This window comes from Aminobacter sp. BE322 (assembly GCF_050433525.1).
In the GTDB taxonomy this organism is placed as follows: Bacteria; Pseudomonadota; Alphaproteobacteria; order Rhizobiales; family Rhizobiaceae; genus Aminobacter.
This window is the reverse complement of sequence record NZ_JBNPXB010000005.1, coordinates 195500-210978: the sequence shown is the minus strand read 5'-3', so window position 1 is coordinate 210978 and position 15479 is coordinate 195500. Positions and strand designations below refer to the sequence as shown.

16 protein-coding genes are annotated in these 15479 nt (G+C 66.6%); 11 read left to right on the top strand and 5 right to left on the bottom strand.

All coding sequences use genetic code 11. The features are described from left to right. The first annotated feature begins 116 nt into the window (after window positions 1–116). Together J2X50_RS10600 and J2X50_RS10595 are read left to right on the top strand one after the other, a co-directional pair. Complete coding sequence (locus tag J2X50_RS10600; RefSeq protein WP_429094615.1) at window positions 117–239, top strand: hypothetical protein; 123 nt, start codon at window positions 117–119, stop codon at window positions 237–239. 187 nt (window positions 240–426) lie between these two features. After that, complete coding sequence (locus tag J2X50_RS10595) at window positions 427–1320, top strand: PRC-barrel domain-containing protein (RefSeq protein WP_429094613.1); 894 nt, start codon at window positions 427–429, stop codon at window positions 1318–1320. 63 nt (window positions 1321–1383) lie between these two features. On the opposite strand, the gene J2X50_RS10590 is transcribed toward J2X50_RS10595, so the two are convergent. Further along, on the bottom strand, window positions 1384–2940 hold the full coding sequence (locus J2X50_RS10590) for an alkaline phosphatase family protein (protein WP_429094611.1): 1557 nt from the start codon (window positions 2938–2940) through the stop codon (window positions 1384–1386). Between the two features lie 230 nt (window positions 2941–3170). On the opposite strand from J2X50_RS10590, the gene J2X50_RS10585 reads away from it, so the two are divergent. The 5 genes from J2X50_RS10585 to J2X50_RS10565 all read left to right on the top strand — a co-directional run bounded on the left by J2X50_RS10585 (window position 3171) and on the right by J2X50_RS10565 (window position 6715). Next, the gene (locus tag J2X50_RS10585) at window positions 3171–4103 is read left to right on the top strand and encodes a VOC family protein (protein ID WP_429094609.1); all 933 of its coding nucleotides are present in this window, start codon (window positions 3171–3173) and stop codon (window positions 4101–4103) included. Window positions 4104–4112: 9 nt separating this feature from the next. Further along, window positions 4113–4733 (top strand): alpha/beta hydrolase, encoded by a 621-nt coding sequence (locus tag J2X50_RS10580; RefSeq protein ID WP_429094607.1) that lies wholly within the window; start codon window positions 4113–4115, stop codon window positions 4731–4733. Then, window positions 4730–5026, top strand: coding sequence for a GNAT family N-acetyltransferase (locus J2X50_RS10575; RefSeq protein WP_429094605.1), 297 nt, complete (start codon window positions 4730–4732; stop codon window positions 5024–5026). Before J2X50_RS10580 ends, J2X50_RS10575 begins: the two co-directional genes overlap by 4 nt. Window positions 5027–5162: 136 nt before the next feature. Then, the gene (locus J2X50_RS10570) at window positions 5163–5759 is read left to right on the top strand and encodes a hypothetical protein (protein ID WP_429094603.1); all 597 of its coding nucleotides are present in this window, start codon (window positions 5163–5165) and stop codon (window positions 5757–5759) included. A 182-nt stretch (window positions 5760–5941) separates the two neighbouring features. Next, a complete protein-coding gene (locus J2X50_RS10565; protein WP_429094601.1) occupies window positions 5942–6715 on the top strand; it encodes a glucose 1-dehydrogenase in 774 nt (257 codons plus the stop codon). 4 nt (window positions 6716–6719) lie between these two features. Here the strand turns inward: J2X50_RS10565 and J2X50_RS10560 are convergent, their stop codons facing one another. Both J2X50_RS10560 and J2X50_RS10555 read right to left on the bottom strand, forming a co-directional pair. Beyond that, window positions 6720–8807: a PAS domain S-box protein gene (locus J2X50_RS10560; RefSeq protein ID WP_429094599.1), complete on the bottom strand. Its 2088-nt coding sequence runs from the start codon at window positions 8805–8807 to the stop codon at window positions 6720–6722. A gap of 30 nt (window positions 8808–8837) precedes the next feature. Continuing rightward, window positions 8838–9617, bottom strand: a complete 780-nt coding sequence (locus tag J2X50_RS10555; protein WP_429094597.1) for a response regulator — start codon at window positions 9615–9617, stop codon at window positions 8838–8840. A gap of 199 nt (window positions 9618–9816) precedes the next feature. On the opposite strand from J2X50_RS10555, the gene J2X50_RS10550 reads away from it, so the two are divergent. Next, on the top strand, window positions 9817–10533 hold the full coding sequence (locus tag J2X50_RS10550; RefSeq protein WP_429094595.1) for a response regulator transcription factor: 717 nt from the start codon (window positions 9817–9819) through the stop codon (window positions 10531–10533). A gap of 22 nt (window positions 10534–10555) precedes the next feature. Here J2X50_RS10550 and J2X50_RS10545 read toward each other — a convergent pair whose 3' ends face one another. Beyond that, the gene (locus J2X50_RS10545) at window positions 10556–10714 is read right to left on the bottom strand and encodes a hypothetical protein (RefSeq protein WP_429094593.1); all 159 of its coding nucleotides are present in this window, start codon (window positions 10712–10714) and stop codon (window positions 10556–10558) included. 295 nt (window positions 10715–11009) lie between these two features. After that, entirely contained in the window at window positions 11010–11177 is a 168-nt protein-coding gene (locus J2X50_RS10540) for a hypothetical protein (RefSeq protein WP_429094591.1), read from the bottom strand. Window positions 11178–11519: 342 nt separating this feature from the next. On the opposite strand from J2X50_RS10540, the gene J2X50_RS10535 reads away from it, so the two are divergent. The 3 genes from J2X50_RS10535 to J2X50_RS10525 all read left to right on the top strand — a co-directional run bounded on the left by J2X50_RS10535 (window position 11520) and on the right by J2X50_RS10525 (window position 15478). Further along, window positions 11520–11981, top strand: coding sequence for a L,D-transpeptidase (locus J2X50_RS10535; protein WP_429094590.1), 462 nt, complete (start codon window positions 11520–11522; stop codon window positions 11979–11981). Between the two features lie 505 nt (window positions 11982–12486). After that, the gene (locus J2X50_RS10530) at window positions 12487–14346 is read left to right on the top strand and encodes an ABC transporter permease (protein WP_429094588.1); all 1860 of its coding nucleotides are present in this window, start codon (window positions 12487–12489) and stop codon (window positions 14344–14346) included. 1 nt (window position 14347) lies between these two features. After that, the gene (locus tag J2X50_RS10525; RefSeq protein ID WP_429094586.1) at window positions 14348–15478 is read left to right on the top strand and encodes an ABC transporter ATP-binding protein; all 1131 of its coding nucleotides are present in this window, start codon (window positions 14348–14350) and stop codon (window positions 15476–15478) included. Window position 15479: the final 1 nt, after the last annotated feature.

The window sequence follows — 15479 nt, the reverse complement described above, 5'->3', positions numbered from 1 at the left end:
GGCCGGTCCCCCGCCGGTCGTTGCGTCGTCGTCTGTCGCCATCCCTCTCAGCCTCGCCGTCAAATTAGCCGCGCGATGCGTGCTTGGAAAGTCTCGGCGCCGGGAACCAGGCCGCGATGCCGCCAAAGCTGGTCCTGGTGGCCGCGCTGCCGCTCGCGGCCCGCGGCGTGAGTGGGGCGGAATTCCATGGCGAGGTCATCGACCAGAACGTCGGGCAGACGATCGGGGCGTCCGGCTAAGTCGGTAAATACAATGGCGTTTTGGCGATTTGGCAGGCGTGCCGGACCAGATCGGTCGCAGCCGCGGGGCGGGAACCATGGCGCGCTCACGGCGTTGTGACCACGTAAAGGGGCCGCGCCGGACCTTTCCCGCAAAAGACCGGTCGAGGCGCGGCATGCATGAACACACGCACGAGGAGACGTTAACATGATCCGCAAACTCTTGGCTACGACGGCAGTCGTTGCGCTGCTGGGCGGCGGCGCCTTCGCCCAGGATACGACTGCTCCCGCACCGACCCCGGCGCCTGCGCCGACCGAAGTGACCCCGGGGGCCTCGGAGGTGATCCCACGTGCTGACGGCATGCTCGCCTCCAACATCATCGGCGAGACCGTGTACAACGGCACTGCGGAGGACGCCGAAAACATCGGCGACGTCAACGATCTGGTGCTGACGCCCGATGGCAAGGCCGACCAGCTTATCATCGGCGTCGGCGGCTTCCTCGGCATAGGCGAGAAGAACGTGGCGATCGCGTTCAACGAATTCGACTGGGCCGAGAAGGACGGCGACCGCTGGCTGGTGGTGCCGATGACCAAGGAACAGCTCGAGGCGCTGCCTGATTTCGACCGCCGAGCCTATGATCCGGCCCCGGCACCGGTCGCGGCAACCGAGCCGATGCCTTCGACCGAGCAGACGGCCCAGGCGCCGGCCACGCCCGACGCGACCGCGACCGACCAGACCAAGACGACTTCCATCGACAAGTCGGCCTTGAAGCAGCTGCCGGCCAAGGACATTCGCGCCGAGGAGATGGTCGGCACGACGGTCTATGGCGCCGATGATGCGAATATCGGCGAGATCGGCGACATCGTGATGACCGCCGACGGCAAGGTCGACGCATATATCATCGATGTCGGCGGCTTCCTCGGCATGGGCGAGAAGAAGGTGGCGGTGGGCAGCGACAACCTTGCCTTCATGGTCGACCAGGATGGCAAGAAGTACCTGTACACGACCTTCACCAAGGAACAGCTCGACAAGCAGCCGGCCTATGACGCAAGCAGTTGGGCCGAGAAGCGCGACGAGCAGCGCCTGATCATCACCCAGTAGATGCGGCGGCATCAGAGCCGGAAAGGCCCACCCCCTGGGGTGGGCCTTTTCGTTGGTCTTCGTTCACGGCAGCCGCGCGAAATGGCCGACTGCGCCGGCGTCGGTCAGCTCGGACAGGGCGAGCGACTGGTCGAGCTGCTCGGCCCTCAGGGCAAGCAGCCGTTCGGCGAACTCCAGCCGCACCGGCAGCCAGGCCGGGTCCCCGGCCAGGTTGCGCGTCTCGCCGGGGTCGTTGGCGAGGTCGTAGAGCAAGGGCGGAAGGCCGCCGGCGAAATGCACGTATTTGACCTTTTCGGTGCGGATCACGGCGAGGTTCAGGGCACGCGAACCGAGCCCGAAATGGGCTTCGGTCGCGCCTTCGGCGACGGAGCGGAAGTCATAGGCCCAGTGCGCCGCGTCGCGCCACGTTGCGGGCGCCCCGCCGTCGAGGAACGGCCTGAGCGAGAAGCCGTCGAGATGCGGCTGCGCCGGGGCGCCGACGAGATCGAGCAGCGTCGGCATGATGTCGACGGCCTCGCTGAAGCGGTCCACTTCAGTTCCGGCGGAGCGGCTGCGGCGCGGGTCGCGGATGATCAGCGGGATGTGGTAGCTGCCGTCGAACCAGCCGCCCTTGCCGAGCATGAAGTGGTCGCCCATCATCTCGGCATGGTCGGAAGTGAGGATGACGACGGTGTCGTCCCAGGCGCCGGCGGCCTTGACGCCCTGCCAGATCCGGCCGAGCTGGGAATCGACCTCGGAGATCATGCCGTAATAGAGGGCGCGGATGGCGCGGAACTCTTCCTCGCTCCAGTCACCGACCTTGCCGGAAGCGCCGGGGACGAAACTCGACTTATTCTGGTGATGGGCGAGGTGATAGGCGAGGAACGGGTGGCTCGCCGCCTCGTCCTGCAGGCTCGCGGCGCGCTGGTAGGCCGGGCCTTCTGCAGGATCGTACATGGTGTTGAACGGCGCGGGCACGATGAAGGGCGGATGCGGGCTGAGGAACGAGACATGGGCGAACCAGGGCTCGCCCGCGTCCTGCTCGCCCAGCCAGCGCAGGAACTCGCCGGCGAGGAAGGCGGCAGGGGTCTCGTCCTTCGCATAGACCGGAACGGCATTGCTGACCTCCGGCGCGCCGCGATCTGCCGGGCGGTGTATGTCGGGGAAGCCGGCGGAGGAATCGATGCCGCGCGCGGCGAGCCAGGACAGCCAGGCCTTCTGGTGCTCGGGCAGCAGCTGGCGCGTGGTGAAGCCCGGCAGGACGCCCTCGTAGGTGCGCAGGAACGGGTCGCCGGGCGCGCGGCCGCGCGGGTCGGGCGAGACGTCGGTGTAGCCGAACAGCGTCGGGTCGTAGCCGACGCGGCGGGCGGCGCGGGCGATGTTGTCGTGGCGGTCGTCCATCGGCGTGCCGTTGCGGCAGACGCGATTGTTGGCCTGGTGGAGGCCGGTGTAGAGGCAGGCGCGCGCCGGCGAGCACGGTGCCGCGCCGGCGTAGTGGCGGCGGAACAGCACGCCCTCGGCTGCAAGCGCGTCGGCATTCGGCGTCTTCACCACCGGATGGCCGACCGCCGACAGGCTGTCGCCGCGCCACTGGTCGCAGGTGATGAGAAGAATGTTCGGCCGTCCGCCCTTGTGTGCCAAGCTCGCCCCCGGAGTTCGAAGTGGCGGCCAAGGAAGCCGGTTTCAGGGTCAGGCGCAAGCGCCTTCGTGCGGCCAGAAGCCATGCCAAATAGTGTGAACGAGAAGGCTTCTATTGTTCACTAATCGAGCACAGATCATTGCGCGACCGGCCACTATGCCGCGGCGGATGACGGGCCCATATTCGGCCCAACAGAGCGGCAGGGGCCGCGGCAAGCGAAAGGAGCAAGACGATGCTCAACCAGATCAAGGGCCTGCACCACGTCACCTCGATGGCCAAGGACGCCGCCGAGAACAACCAGTTCTTCACCCACAAGCTCGGCCTGCGCCGTGTCAAGAAGACGGTCAATTTCGATGCGCCGGACGTCTACCACCTCTATTATGCCGACGAGGTCGGCACGCCCGGTTCGGTGATGACCTATTTCCCGTTCCCGAACATCGGCAAGGGCCGTCCGGGCGTCGGCGAGGTGGGCACCACGGTGTTTTCCGTTCCCGAGGGCACGCTGCCCTTCTGGGAGCAGCGCTTCGCCGAACAGGGCGTGACCGGCCTGTCGCGCGACGAGCAGTTCGGCGAGAAGCGCCTGAACTTCGCCGGTCCCGACGGCGACGGTTTTGCCCTGGTCGAGGCCAAGGGTGACAAGCGCGCGCCCTGGGTCAAGGGCGGCGTCGCCAACGACGAGGCAATCCGCGGCTTCCATTCGGCGACGCTCAGGCTGCGCGACGGCGGCGCGACCGAGGAGTTGCTCAAATTCATGGGCTACGAGGAAGTCGACACCTCCGGCAACATCAAGCGGCTTGCGGTGAAGGACGGCAACGGTGCCGACTTCATCGACATCGAGACGCTGCCGGGGGCGTCCTTCGCCGGCCTCGGCGCGGGCTCGGTGCACCACATCGCGTTCGCGGTGGAGAACCGGGCCAGGCAGCTCGAGGTGCGCAAGGCGCTGATGGACACGGGCTACCAGGTGACGCCGGTGATCGACCGCGACTATTTCTGGGCGATCTATTTCCGCACGCCCGGCGGCGTCTTGTTCGAGGTGGCGACCAACGAGCCCGGCTTCGACCGCGACGAGGACACCGCCCATCTCGGCGAGGCGTTGAAGCTGCCGACACAGCATGCGCATCTGCGCGATTATCTCGAAAAGACCCTGCAGCCGCTGGGCGACTGAGGAGGAAAGATGAGCAAGGACGCATATATCCACAAGCTGCTGCCCGGCGAGCCGGGCAGCCCGCTGGTCTTCGCCTTGCACGGCACAGGCGGCGACGAGAACCAGCTCGTCGGCTTCGCCCGCGAGCTGGTGCCGGGGGCGACGGTGGTGTCGCCGCGCGGCGACGTGTCGGAAATGGGCGCGGCGCGCTTCTTCCGCCGCACCGGCGAGGGCGTCTACGACATGGACGACCTGGCAAGGGCCACCGCCAAGATGGCCGGCTTCGTCGAGGCGCATGTCGCGGCGGCGAAGCCTTCGCAGGTTTTCGCGCTCGGCTATTCCAACGGCGCCAACATCCTGGCCTCGGTGCTGTTTGCGGCACCGGAGAAGCTCGACGCGGTGGCACTCATGCATCCGCTGATCCCGTTTGCGCCCGAGATCGATGGCAGCCTGGCGGGCAGGCGCGTGCTGATCACCGCGGGGCGCCGCGACCCGATCTGTCCGCCGGAACTCACCGGCCGCCTCGATGCCTATCTGCGTGACGCGGGTGCCGATGCCCGGCTGGAATGGCATGAGGGCGGGCACGAGGTGCGCCCGAACGAGATCGAGGCGGCGAAGCGTTTCTTCGCCAGCAAGGAGCAGGGACAATGACCGAGGAACTTCCGATCGAGCTCGAGGACCGTGGCACCAAAGGACGCTATGTCATCCGCGGAGCTGGCGGGGCGGAGGCCGAGATGACCTTCACCACCGTCAGCGAGCACCTGTTCATCATCGACCATACCGAGGTGCCCGACGCATTCCGGGGCCAGGGGGCCGGCCTCAGGCTGGTGACGCGGGCGGTGGAGGATGCGCGTGCCGCCGGCAAGAAGATCATCCCGCTCTGCCCGTTTGCCGCGGCGCAGTTCCGCCGTCATCCGGAATGGGCCGACGTGCTGAAGAGCTGAAGCGCTCGCGCGGCTACGCGAGGAAATTGGAGGGCCGGTGCGGGCGACCGCACTGGCCCTTTCGTTTTGTTCGGTTTTCCTCGGTCAAGCAGGCAATTTGTTACCAAGCGGAAACCCTGCCCCTTGCTGTCGCAGGATGCTTCCGCTCGCCCATGTGACTGAATTGTCGGATAAATTGACTGAATTGGCAGTATTATTGACTGTTTTTGAGGTTTTAGCCTTTGTTTCATTAGTGCGGGCTCATCAGCATCGAGCCGTTACAGAGTTCGATTATGTTCACTTCAACAGGGGAATGAAATACAACGAAAAGAGGCAAGAACCGATGACCGGCTCCAAGCAGGTTTCCGAATTCGACCGCCAGTTCCAGCCGCGCTCGCGCGTCAATCGCCGCCCAAGCCTCGCCATCCGCCAGCGGGCCAACGAGCATCCGATGATGATGTTCAGCGTGTTCGCGTTCGCTTCGCTCACGTCGATGGCCCTGGCGCCGGCCAGCGGCCCGGCCTTCGCATCGATGGGCACGGCGCCACGCCTGGTCGAGGGCGCGCGGACGACAGCCAAGACCGACCGCCTGCCGCTGTCGGAAACCGACATCGCCTGCCAGGGGCAGGCCTGGGGCACCGAGAGCGAGATTTGCCTCGAGGCCATTGCCGAGGACTCCGGGATCGGCGAGCCGCGAAACGTACGGCTGATCGCCAACGCCGCGCCGGTGCACACGACCCCGAACATATTTTAGGCGGCCAGCCCGCCGCATCGTTCCCTGCCGCGCATTCCTATCCTCCAGCGCGTACCTCCCCCCGCGGCCATGACCCCGCGGGGGGCTTTTTTGTCGTGCTGCGAGGGATGGGTTTAGTCCCTTGGGACGATGCCCGGCGGGCGAGAGGCAAGCGATGCTGCGGCCTGGCAGAGGAGTTCGCCATGGGCCGCGTCGCAGGAAAGATCGCCATCGTCACCGGCGCGGCCTCGGGCATTGGCGAGGCGACGGCGCGGTTGCTGGCGCGCGAGGGGGCCGCGGTCGTTGTCAGCGACCTGCAGGCGCAGAAGGGGCGGCTGGTCGCCGAGGCCATCGCGGCCTCCGGCGGGCGCAGCCTCTATGCCGCCCATGACGTGACCTCGGAGAAGGGCTGGCAGGCGACAATCGCCGCGACGCTCGACACGTTCGGCGAGCTCCATGTCCTGGTGAACAATGCCGGCGTCGGCGCGCCGTTCGGTTCCGTCGAGCAGCTCGGCCTCAACGATTGGCGCAAGGTCATGTCGGTCAACATGGAAGGCGTGTTCCTCGGCACCAAATACGGCATCGAGGCCATGCGCAAGACCGGCCAGGGCGGCTCGATCGTCAACTTCTCCTCCACCATGGGGATCGTCGGCAGCCCATCGACGGCGGCCTATGTGGCGAGCAAGGGCGGGGTCAAGCTGTTCACCAAGTCGGCGGCGCTGCATTGCGCCAAGGAACGCTACGGCATCCGCGTCAATTCGGTGTGTCCCGGATGGATCCGCACGCCGATGTCTTCGGGTGCGCTCGACAAGCTCGGCGAGAGCGGCGAAGGCAACAAGGCGACCGAGCTCACGCCGCTCGGCCGCGTCGGCGAGCCCGACGACGTCGCCTACGGCGTGCTCTATCTCGCCTCGGATGAATCCAGCTTCGTCACCGGCACCGAACTGGTGATCGACGGCGGCTACACCGCCCAGTAGCGGGTTACCCGGCGCCGGTAACCTGCTCGCTCACGGCACTGAGCGCACTGCGCACGTCGAAGGTGCTGAACGGCTTTTCGAGGATGTGCGGCCTGAGGCTCGCGGGCAATTGCTCGATCTCGGCCTTGGCGCCGATCAGGTCGCCGGTCACCAGCACGAAACGCTGCGCCATCTCCGGCCGCCTGGCGACGATCTCGCGCAGTATGGTAATGCCGCTGCGGTCGGGCATGCGCAGGTCGGAGAAGACGATGTCGACGGGGCCTTCGCCCAGCGCGTCCGCCACCGACTTCCAGCTCGACACGACGCGCGCCTTGACGCCCATGAGTTCGAGGATGTCGGACAGCGATCCGGCGACGTCGGGCTCGTCGTCGATGATGATGGCGTGGCGCAGGCCGCTCGACTTGGGTGCGCTCTCGGCGATCGCGTCCCGGTCGGCCCCGATGGCCGGCAACTCGACGAGGAAGCGGGCGCCAGTGGGCTCCGCCGGCTCGAACCAGATGCGGCCGTTGTGGCGATCGACGATCGACTTCGAGATGGAAAGGCCGATGCCGGTGCCGACGCCGATCGGCTTGGTGGTGAAATAGGATTCGAAGACGCGGCCGCGGATTTCCTCGGCGATGCCCGGGCCGCTGTCCTCGACCGAGAAGCCGGCGCCGCCGCCGGCGGAGCGGAAGGTGCGGACCTGGATGATCCTGTCGCCGCCGATGCCGGCGAGCGCATGCTGGCTGTTGACCAGGAAATTGGCCACCACCTGGGTCATGTGGTCGGCGTCGGCCATCACCATCAGCGGGCCCGGCGCGAATTCGGTGTCGATGCCGATGCCGCTCGAACGGGCGCCGTAGGCGGTGACTTCGAGGGCGGCGCGCACCACCTGGTTGAGATCGGTCTCGGCCTGGGTGGTGGGGTGCAGGCGAACCATGCCGAGGAAGCTCTTGACGATGCGGCCGCAGCGCTCGGCGGCGGCGCGCACCTTCTCGGCCCGCAGCTTGGTCTGGGTGTCGGAGGCGAATTCGTGCAGCAGCGTCGACTGGGCGACGACGACGGCGAGCGGGTTGTTGAGTTCGTGCGAGACGCCGGCAAGCAGAGACCCCATCGCCGCCATCTTCTCGTTCTGGTGCAGCCTTTCGCGCTGGCGGTTGATCTCCTCCTCGGCGCGATGCTTCTCGCGCAGGTCGCGGATCGAGCCGAAGAACAGCCGCCGGTCGGCCAGGCGCATCTCGTTGGCGGTCAGCTCGATGGGGATGATCTCGCCGGCGGCGTTCTGCGTCACGGTTTCGAGGCGCTGGCCGACCATCGGCGCGCCGCGCCCGGCCATGTAGTCGGCGCCGTTGCAGTAGCCCTTGCGGTAGTAGGAGGGGATGACGGTATCGAGCAGGTCCTTGCCGAGGATCTCGTCGCGGCTCCAGCCATACATCTTCTCGGCGGCAGGGTTGAACTCGATGATCGAGCCGGTCTCGTCGACCACCATGATGGCGTCGAGCGACGACTGCAGCATCGTGCGCCGGATGATCTCGCTGACATGATATTCGGACTGCGAACGCTCGACGGCATCGCCAAGGGCGGCGGCGATGATCTCGAGCGCGGCGATCTCGTCGTCGGTCCATTCGCGTTCCATGACGCAGTCGTTGACGGCGAGCGTGCCCCAGAGATGGCCGTGCGCGGACACGGCCACCGAGAGGAAGGACTTGATGTGCTGGTTCTCGAAATCCGTGCGCAGGAAGCCGGTGAGGTCGCGCGTGAGGCCGGCGAACATCTTGCCCTGCCGGCCTTCCTCGGCGAGCCGCTCGAGCAGCGGGTCGGAATCGACGATGGCCTGGTTGATGGTCGTCGGCGGCGCGGCGATCTCGTCGATGTTCGGGTCGACCCAATAGGCGGCGATGGATTGGGCAAATCCCTGACCGGGCAGGTCGCGCAGCCGAAACAGGATGGCCCGGTGGCCGGCGAACGCGGCGGCGAGGCATTCGAGGATGCGGTCGATCTCGAGCTGCCAGTCCGGCGCCTGGCGCAGCCGGCGCACGATCTGTGCCGCCACCAGGGTCGGGCTCGGCGTCCCCGACGGATTGTCGGTGCGTGAGACGGTCAACAAGGTCATTGCGATATCCTGACGGAACCTCGGTCTGCGTCAGTAGGCTTCGCTGCCGGGCAGCGAAAAGATATAGCCCTCGCCGCGCACGGTGCGCAAAAACTTCGGGTTCGACGGGTCGTCCTCGATCTTCTTCCTGAGCCGCATGATGCGGATGTCGACCGCGCGCGAGGATTCCGGGTCCTCGGCAAAGCCGATGGCCTCCGAGATGGTGGTGCGGCTGAGCAGCCGGTTGGGCCGGGTCAGGAAGACCTCGAGCATGTCGAACTCGCTCTTGGCCATGTCGACGACGGCGCCGCCGTTGCCGGTCACGAGGCGGCCGTCGAGGTCGGCGTGGAACGGGCCGAAGGCGATGGTGCGGCGCGGCTGTTGCGCGGCCTGCAAGGCCTGGCGGAAGCTTTCGGGCTGCGGCACGCGGCGCAGCACGCTGCGCACGCGGGCAAGCAGTTCGCGCAGCTCGTAGGGCTTGACCATGTAGTCGTCGGCGCCGAGTTCCAGGCCGACGATGCGGTCGAGCGCGGTGCCGGCGGCGGTGGCGTAGATGATGCCGATGGGCATCCTGCCGCGCAGCCAGCGCCCGAGCGACAGCCCGTCCTCGCCGGGCATGGCAATGTCGAGGATCGCCAGGTGGAAAGATTCGGTGTCGATGAGGGCGCGCAAGGCGGCGGCGTCCTCGACGGCGGTCACGTCGAAACCGTTCGCGCCGAGATATTCGGCGACGGCATCCCTCAGGTCGGGCTCGTCTTCGACAATGACTATCCGGGCGCGCAGTTTCGTCTCGCCTCCGCTACCGGCGGAAAGTAGATTGGGTATAAACATGATGTCCAGTGATGATTTGGCGTGGGCAGTTGCTAACGGAAGGGCGGCTCGTTAGGGACGAGCGAAAGCTTCGGGCGGTGCGTTCGGGGACCCATCCCCGGCCGAGTGCGTCGCGCGGCATCTTCTTGCCCCTGCAGGCGCCGACCAGGGCGCTGCGGCAAGCAATGATTGCACTGATGTTGAAGTCGCGGATGACCTCATGGCTGGAAGATCGGTCGTAGCGCTCGTTGCCATCGCGGAGGTCGTCGCCTCCGACCTCGCCGATCATCTCGACCGGCGCGGCCATGACGTGCGCACGGCGCGGCGGCTGTGGGAGGCGGAATCGCTGCTGTCGGCCAAGGGGCTGGACGTCGTGGTGGTGGGCGACGGCCTGACGCCGGCCGAGGGGCGGGACCTGTTGCGCACCTTCGGGGGCCAAGGCGGGCCCGCCTTCGTGCTGATCTGCCGCCCGACCGAACTGGTCGACAAGGTGCTGGGGCTGGAGCTGGGGGCCGCCGATGTCGTGGAGAGCCCCATCAATGTGAGGGAACTCGCCGCGCGCATCGGCGGCCTTCTCGCGCGCCGGGGACGCGGCACGCAGGAACTGGTGGTGCTGGAGAACTCGACCGTCGACCTGCGCTCGGCGCTGGTCATGCACGCCTCGGGCGAGGAGGAGCAGCTGTCGCCGGGTCAGATCGCCCTGCTCAAGCTGTTCCTGTCGCGGCCGCGCAAGGTGCTTACCCGCGACGACATCATGGCGGCGGCGCCGGCCGAAAACGCCGATGCCTTCGACCGTTCGATCGATTCGCGCATCGTGCGCCTGCGCCGCAAGCTCGACACGGAAAGCATCATCACCATCCGCGGAGCCGGCTACAGGTTCGACCCGCCGGTCAGCGCGCCGACGCGCGGGCCGGAGCCATCCGAAAACCAGGAGTGATGGCGCCCTGTCGTCCAAGGCGTCAACGACCTAAGGTCGACGGCGCGGGCGCGGCCTTCTGGACAACCGGGCCGGTGTCGGCTCCGTCCTTGAGGACGACGCTGGCCGCGCCCGCGAACCCGAGCAGACCCTGGGCATAGAGCAGGGCCGAAAGTACCGATGCCGCGCGATTCCTGTTCATGGTTCCGCCCCGTCCTGGCTTGCGGTTCATTCCAGGGCGGCGGGCATTCCGACGAATGCAGTTCCGCCGCCCCAGCGGTTGTTCTTGGCCGCATTTGTATGACGCCAGACGATCTGTCCGGCCGCAAAATGCTCCAGCGATCCGACCGATCGGGTCCCGCGCCGCTGACCTGCCCTCGACGGCGCGGGTACCCGATCCTCGCTGCGCAGAGCGCGCGAGACTCTGCGTACCGCTACCGGTACGAAACCGGACCGCCCACGCCCATGGACCCTGCGGCAACGCAGCCAGGCGAAATTCACATCGTGGCAGTGAGAACGGCGCCGGTCGACGAGGCTATCCCCGCCGACAATTCCGCCGCCATGGCGTTGCCCTGGCCGGCCAGGATGCCGATCCCTGTCAGAATCGCCGTGGCGACGCCCACCCGCAGGAACCAGATCGCAGCCAGCCGTTTTGCGCCGCCCATCCGACTTTCACTATGTTCGTTTCGCACAAGCAATCTGTGTTGCCGCTGTATCGGGAAGATGCCGCCGGAAGCCGTCCGGCGGTTGCGATTGTTTCAATGTTGTTTCGATCGTCGTCGTGAGGCTGCGGCATCGGCGGCAGCATGCCTGCCTTCTTGCAAGGAGGCTGCGGAATGAAGGCGGCCGCAATGTTTATGGCAGCGATGTGAATGCGCGTAGCTCGCATTTAGAAACAATAATGAAACAAGAATGATTGCTAAACGAAATTAGATCGAAACACTGCGCTGTAAAAAAACCATTGCGAAACACGTTCCGGCCGCGAGATCGGCCATTGGGGGGCTGCCATGAACATCCAACTGAAAGGGAAGCTTATCAATCTTGTCGCGATGGCCATCACCGGCGCGGCTCTGCTCGTCGGTGTGGGGCAGGGCGCGGCCCAGGCCGCGAGCCAGGTCGTTGCGCGCGTGTCGATCGGCCAGCAGACGATGCATGTGATGGTCGACGGACGCGTCGCCCATGTGTGGAAGGTCTCGACGGCGGGCCGGGGCTATGTGACGCCGACCGGCTCGTTCAAGCCGACGCGCATGCATGAGATGTGGTATTCGCGCAAATACGACAACGCCCCCATGCCGCATTCCATCTTCTTCAAGGGCGGCTACGCGGTGCATGCGACAAACCAGATCGGCCGCCTTGGCCGGCCGGCTTCGCACGGATGCGTGCGGCTGCACCCTGCCGCCGCCGCCGATCTCTACCAACTGGTCCAGACCTTCGGTCCGAAGAACACCAGCATCGTCATCGTAAGGTAGTCCCACGCCCGCGAGGCTGTCGTGCAAGCGCCTGCCAGAGCTCTCGGCTCGCGGCGGGCGCTTTTCTTTCCTGCGCCCAAGGTGTTTGCAGGCGGGATCGGCCAGCTTAGCGACGTCGTTTGCACGGCAGTGCACAAATGCTGCATTCACGCCCGCAATTTGGCCGATTTCATTAGTCGGAAAAGTTAAAACACGGCAATTTCAAACATTTCCTATCATTTTGCACGCCTGTGCAAAATTTTGCCGAATCCAGATTGACACAGGCATGCCGGCAATGGAATGAATATGCCAACAGGCGCGGCTACGTGCCGGCCGCCCGAGGAGGGGCGGAGCGCCGAGGGGGCGCGATCTGGGCAGGGTCGAGGGTCGCTGGGCGATCCGGATCCCGGGCGCATGAGAGGAGGGACCATGTACGTGCCATCACGGGAAGGGCATGCAGCCTGTCGGGCTGCCGGCCGCGTCGCGACCAAACGCGGCTCCGGCCGCCCGTCGCGAGGCTAGGCCGGTGGCGAGCACTTCCGAGACATCGGCTCCGGCCGCCGCGCCCGCACGCCGCCGGTCGATGGCCGCGCCAAGCCGGACGCAGCGCCTGCGCTACAGGCTCAAGGTGGCGCTGCGCGAGCCGACGACCACCATCGGCTTCCTGGCGGCGGCGCTGTTCGCCTACCTGATCGTCGTCCCGATCATCTCGATGCTGTCGGACGCGGCCCGCGTCCAGTTCGGCGACGAGCGCCGCATCAAGCAGGATGTCGGCGAACTGACCTGGTACTACCTCGAACGCGTGTTCGCCTCGCGCGTCTCCTACGACCTGTTCTGGGGACCGCTGGTCAACACGCTCAGCGTCTCGGCGGGAGCGATCGCGCTGTCGATGCTGGTCGGCGGCACGCTCGCCTGGCTGCTCAGCCGCACCGACATGTTCGGCCGCCGCTGGTTCGCCACCGCGCTGATCGTGCCCTACATGCTGCCGGCCTGGACCTTCGCGCTGGCCTGGACGACGCTGTTCAAGAACCGCACCGTCGGCGGCCAGCCGGGCTGGCTGGAATCGCTGGGCTTCGCGCCGCCGGACTGGCTGGCCTACGGCCAGGTGCCGGTGACCATAATCCTGGCGCTGCACTACTCGCCCTTCGTCATCCTCTTGTTCGGCAATGCGCTGCGCCGGTTCGACTCGCAGCTCGAGGATTCCGCCCGCATCCTGGGCGCCGGCCGGCTGACGGTCGCGACCAAGATCATCATGCCGCTGATGCGTCCGTCGCTGATGTCGGCGATGGTGCTGATCTTCGCCAAGAGCCTCGGCGAATTCGGCGTTCCTTACGTGCTCGGCCTGCCGGTCAATTTCGACGTGCTGGCGACCTCGCTCTACCAGAACATCGCCTCGCGCCAGGTCGGCGTCGGCGCCGTGCTCGCCGGTTCGATCATGCTGATCGGCATCATCACCATCACCATCGACGCATGGCTGATGAAGGAGGCGCGCCGCTTCGTCACCATCGGCTCGAAGGGATCGATGAACCGGCTGAGCCCGCTCGGCATCATGCGCCTGCCCGCGACGGGCTTTGCCGCGCTGATGTTCCTGCTCAGCGTCGGGCTGCCGCTGATGACGCTGATGCTGTCGACGGTGATGCGGGTGCCGGCGAAATTCACCTTCGACAATTTCACGCTCGACTACTGGATCGGCACCGACCTCAACACGGTGGCGCTGCAGACAGGCATCCTGCTCAGCCCCGATTTGTGGAACGCCGCCTGGAACAGCCTGCGCATCGTCGGCATGGCTTCCCTCGTCTCCGGCCTGCTCGGACTGCTGGTCGGCTATGTGGTGGCGCGCACGCCGGTCAGGCCACTCGGCACCTTCCTGCGCCAGGTGACGTTCCTGCCTTATCTGGTGCCCGGCATCGCGTTTGCGGCCGCCTACCTGTCGCTGTTCGCCGTGCCGCGCGGGCCGATCCCCGCGCTCTACGGCACCACCCTGATCCTGATGCTGGCGCTGATCGCCGACCAGATGCCCTATGCCTCGCGCGCCGGCATCGCCGCCATGATGCAGCTCGGCAAGGAGCCGGAGGAGGCAGCCCAGATCGCCGGCGCCGGCTGGTTCCGCCGCATGACCTCGATCGTCATCCCGATCCAGAAGGGATCGCTGACCACCGGCGTGCTGCTGCCCTTCATCTCCGGCATCAAGGGGCTCAGCCTGTTCGTCGTGCTGGCGGTGCCGTCGACCGACGTGCTGACCACCTATTCGCTCAGGCTGGTCGACTACAACTACACGCAGGCCGCCAACGCCGTCGTGCTGATCATCGCCGGCCTCGCCTATTTCGGCGCGCTGCTCGGCCAGAAGTTGACCAAGACCAATCTCGCCCAAGGACTGGGGAACTGACATGCCGAAGATCAACCTGAACGGCGTCGAGAAGAACTACGGGGCGAACGCCGCCAATGCGGTGGCCGATCTCGACCTCGAGATCGGCGACGGCGAGTTCATGTGCCTGCTCGGGCCGTCGGGCTGCGGCAAGACCACGACGCTGCGCATGATCGCGGGGCTGGAGCACCTGACCGCCGGCGAGATCAGGATCGGGGCGCGGGTGGTCGATTCGGTAACCGAGGGCGTGTTCGTGCCGCCGGAGAAGCGCGAGATGGGCCTGGTGTTCCAGAGTTATGCGCTGTGGCCGCACCTCACCATCGAGCGCAACACCGATTTCGGCTTGCGCCTGCGCAAGATGCCGAAGGCCGAGCGCGAGCAGCGCGTCGACCAGGTGATGAAGACGCTCGGCATCGAGAAGTACCGCAATCGCTATCCCTCGCAGCTGTCGGGCGGCCAGCAGCAGCGCGTGGCCCTTGCCCGCATGCTGGCGGTCAATCCCGAGGTGCTGCTGCTCGACGAACCGCTGTCCAACCTCGACGCCGCACTCCGGCTCGAGATGCGGGCCGAGCTCAAGCGCCTGCACCGCGAGTTCAAGACGACGATCGTGTTCGTGACCCACGACCAGTGGGAGGCGATGACACTCGCCACCACGATCGCGGTGATGAGCGAGGGCCAGCTGCAGCAGGTCGGCACGCCCAACGACATCTACGACCGGCCTGCCAACCGCTTCGTCGCGCAGTTCGTCGGCAACCCGCCGATCAACATCGTCGAGCTCGGCAACGGCACGTCCGAGGTGTCGCGCCTTGCCAGCCGGTTCTTCGGCGAGCGCTACGGCGAGCTGCGCGATGCCGGTTCGGTGGGCATCCGCCCCGAGGCGATCCGGCTCGCGGGCAATGCGGGGGAGGTGCCGGATGGTGCGTTTGCCGGCCCGGCCGAGGTGACCGGCATCCTGCCGACCGGCGGCAGCTGGATCATCGAGCTGACCGCCGCCGGCGAAAAGCTGTTCTTGACCACGCACCAGTCGCCGGAGGTCGAGGTGGGCGAGGCGACGACCTTCTGGGTCAAGCCGAAGGCGCTGCATGTGTTCGACGCGGCGGGCAATCGCTCGGAGGCGGCCGACCGGCTGCTCAGGCCGGCGAAGGTTCATTGAG

What these genes read in the sequence shown, in the direction of transcription:
- J2X50_RS10550 (WP_429094595.1), top strand. Translation starts at nt 9,817, where the DNA reads ATGGCTGGAAGATCGGTCGTAGCGCTCGTTGCCATCGCGGAGGTCGTC.
- J2X50_RS10525 (WP_429094586.1), top strand. Translation starts at nt 14,348, where the DNA reads ATGCCGAAGATCAACCTGAACGGCGTCGAGAAGAACTACGGGGCGAAC.
- J2X50_RS10565 (WP_429094601.1), top strand. Translation starts at nt 5,942, where the DNA reads ATGGGCCGCGTCGCAGGAAAGATCGCCATCGTCACCGGCGCGGCCTCG.
- J2X50_RS10540 (WP_429094591.1), bottom strand. Translation starts at nt 11,177, where the DNA reads ATGGGCGGCGCAAAACGGCTGGCTGCGATCTGGTTCCTGCGGGTGGGC.
- J2X50_RS10575 (WP_429094605.1), top strand. Translation starts at nt 4,730, where the DNA reads ATGACCGAGGAACTTCCGATCGAGCTCGAGGACCGTGGCACCAAAGGA.
- J2X50_RS10545 (WP_429094593.1), bottom strand. Translation starts at nt 10,714, where the DNA reads ATGAACAGGAATCGCGCGGCATCGGTACTTTCGGCCCTGCTCTATGCC.
- J2X50_RS10600 (WP_429094615.1), top strand. Translation starts at nt 117, where the DNA reads ATGCCGCCAAAGCTGGTCCTGGTGGCCGCGCTGCCGCTCGCGGCCCGC.
- J2X50_RS10535 (WP_429094590.1), top strand. Translation starts at nt 11,520, where the DNA reads ATGAACATCCAACTGAAAGGGAAGCTTATCAATCTTGTCGCGATGGCC.
- J2X50_RS10595 (WP_429094613.1), top strand. Translation starts at nt 427, where the DNA reads ATGATCCGCAAACTCTTGGCTACGACGGCAGTCGTTGCGCTGCTGGGC.
- J2X50_RS10580 (WP_429094607.1), top strand. Translation starts at nt 4,113, where the DNA reads ATGAGCAAGGACGCATATATCCACAAGCTGCTGCCCGGCGAGCCGGGC.
- J2X50_RS10570 (WP_429094603.1), top strand. Translation starts at nt 5,163, where the DNA reads ATGCTTCCGCTCGCCCATGTGACTGAATTGTCGGATAAATTGACTGAA.
- J2X50_RS10585 (WP_429094609.1), top strand. Translation starts at nt 3,171, where the DNA reads ATGCTCAACCAGATCAAGGGCCTGCACCACGTCACCTCGATGGCCAAG.
- J2X50_RS10555 (WP_429094597.1), bottom strand. Translation starts at nt 9,617, where the DNA reads ATGTTTATACCCAATCTACTTTCCGCCGGTAGCGGAGGCGAGACGAAA.
- J2X50_RS10560 (WP_429094599.1), bottom strand. Translation starts at nt 8,807, where the DNA reads ATGACCTTGTTGACCGTCTCACGCACCGACAATCCGTCGGGGACGCCG.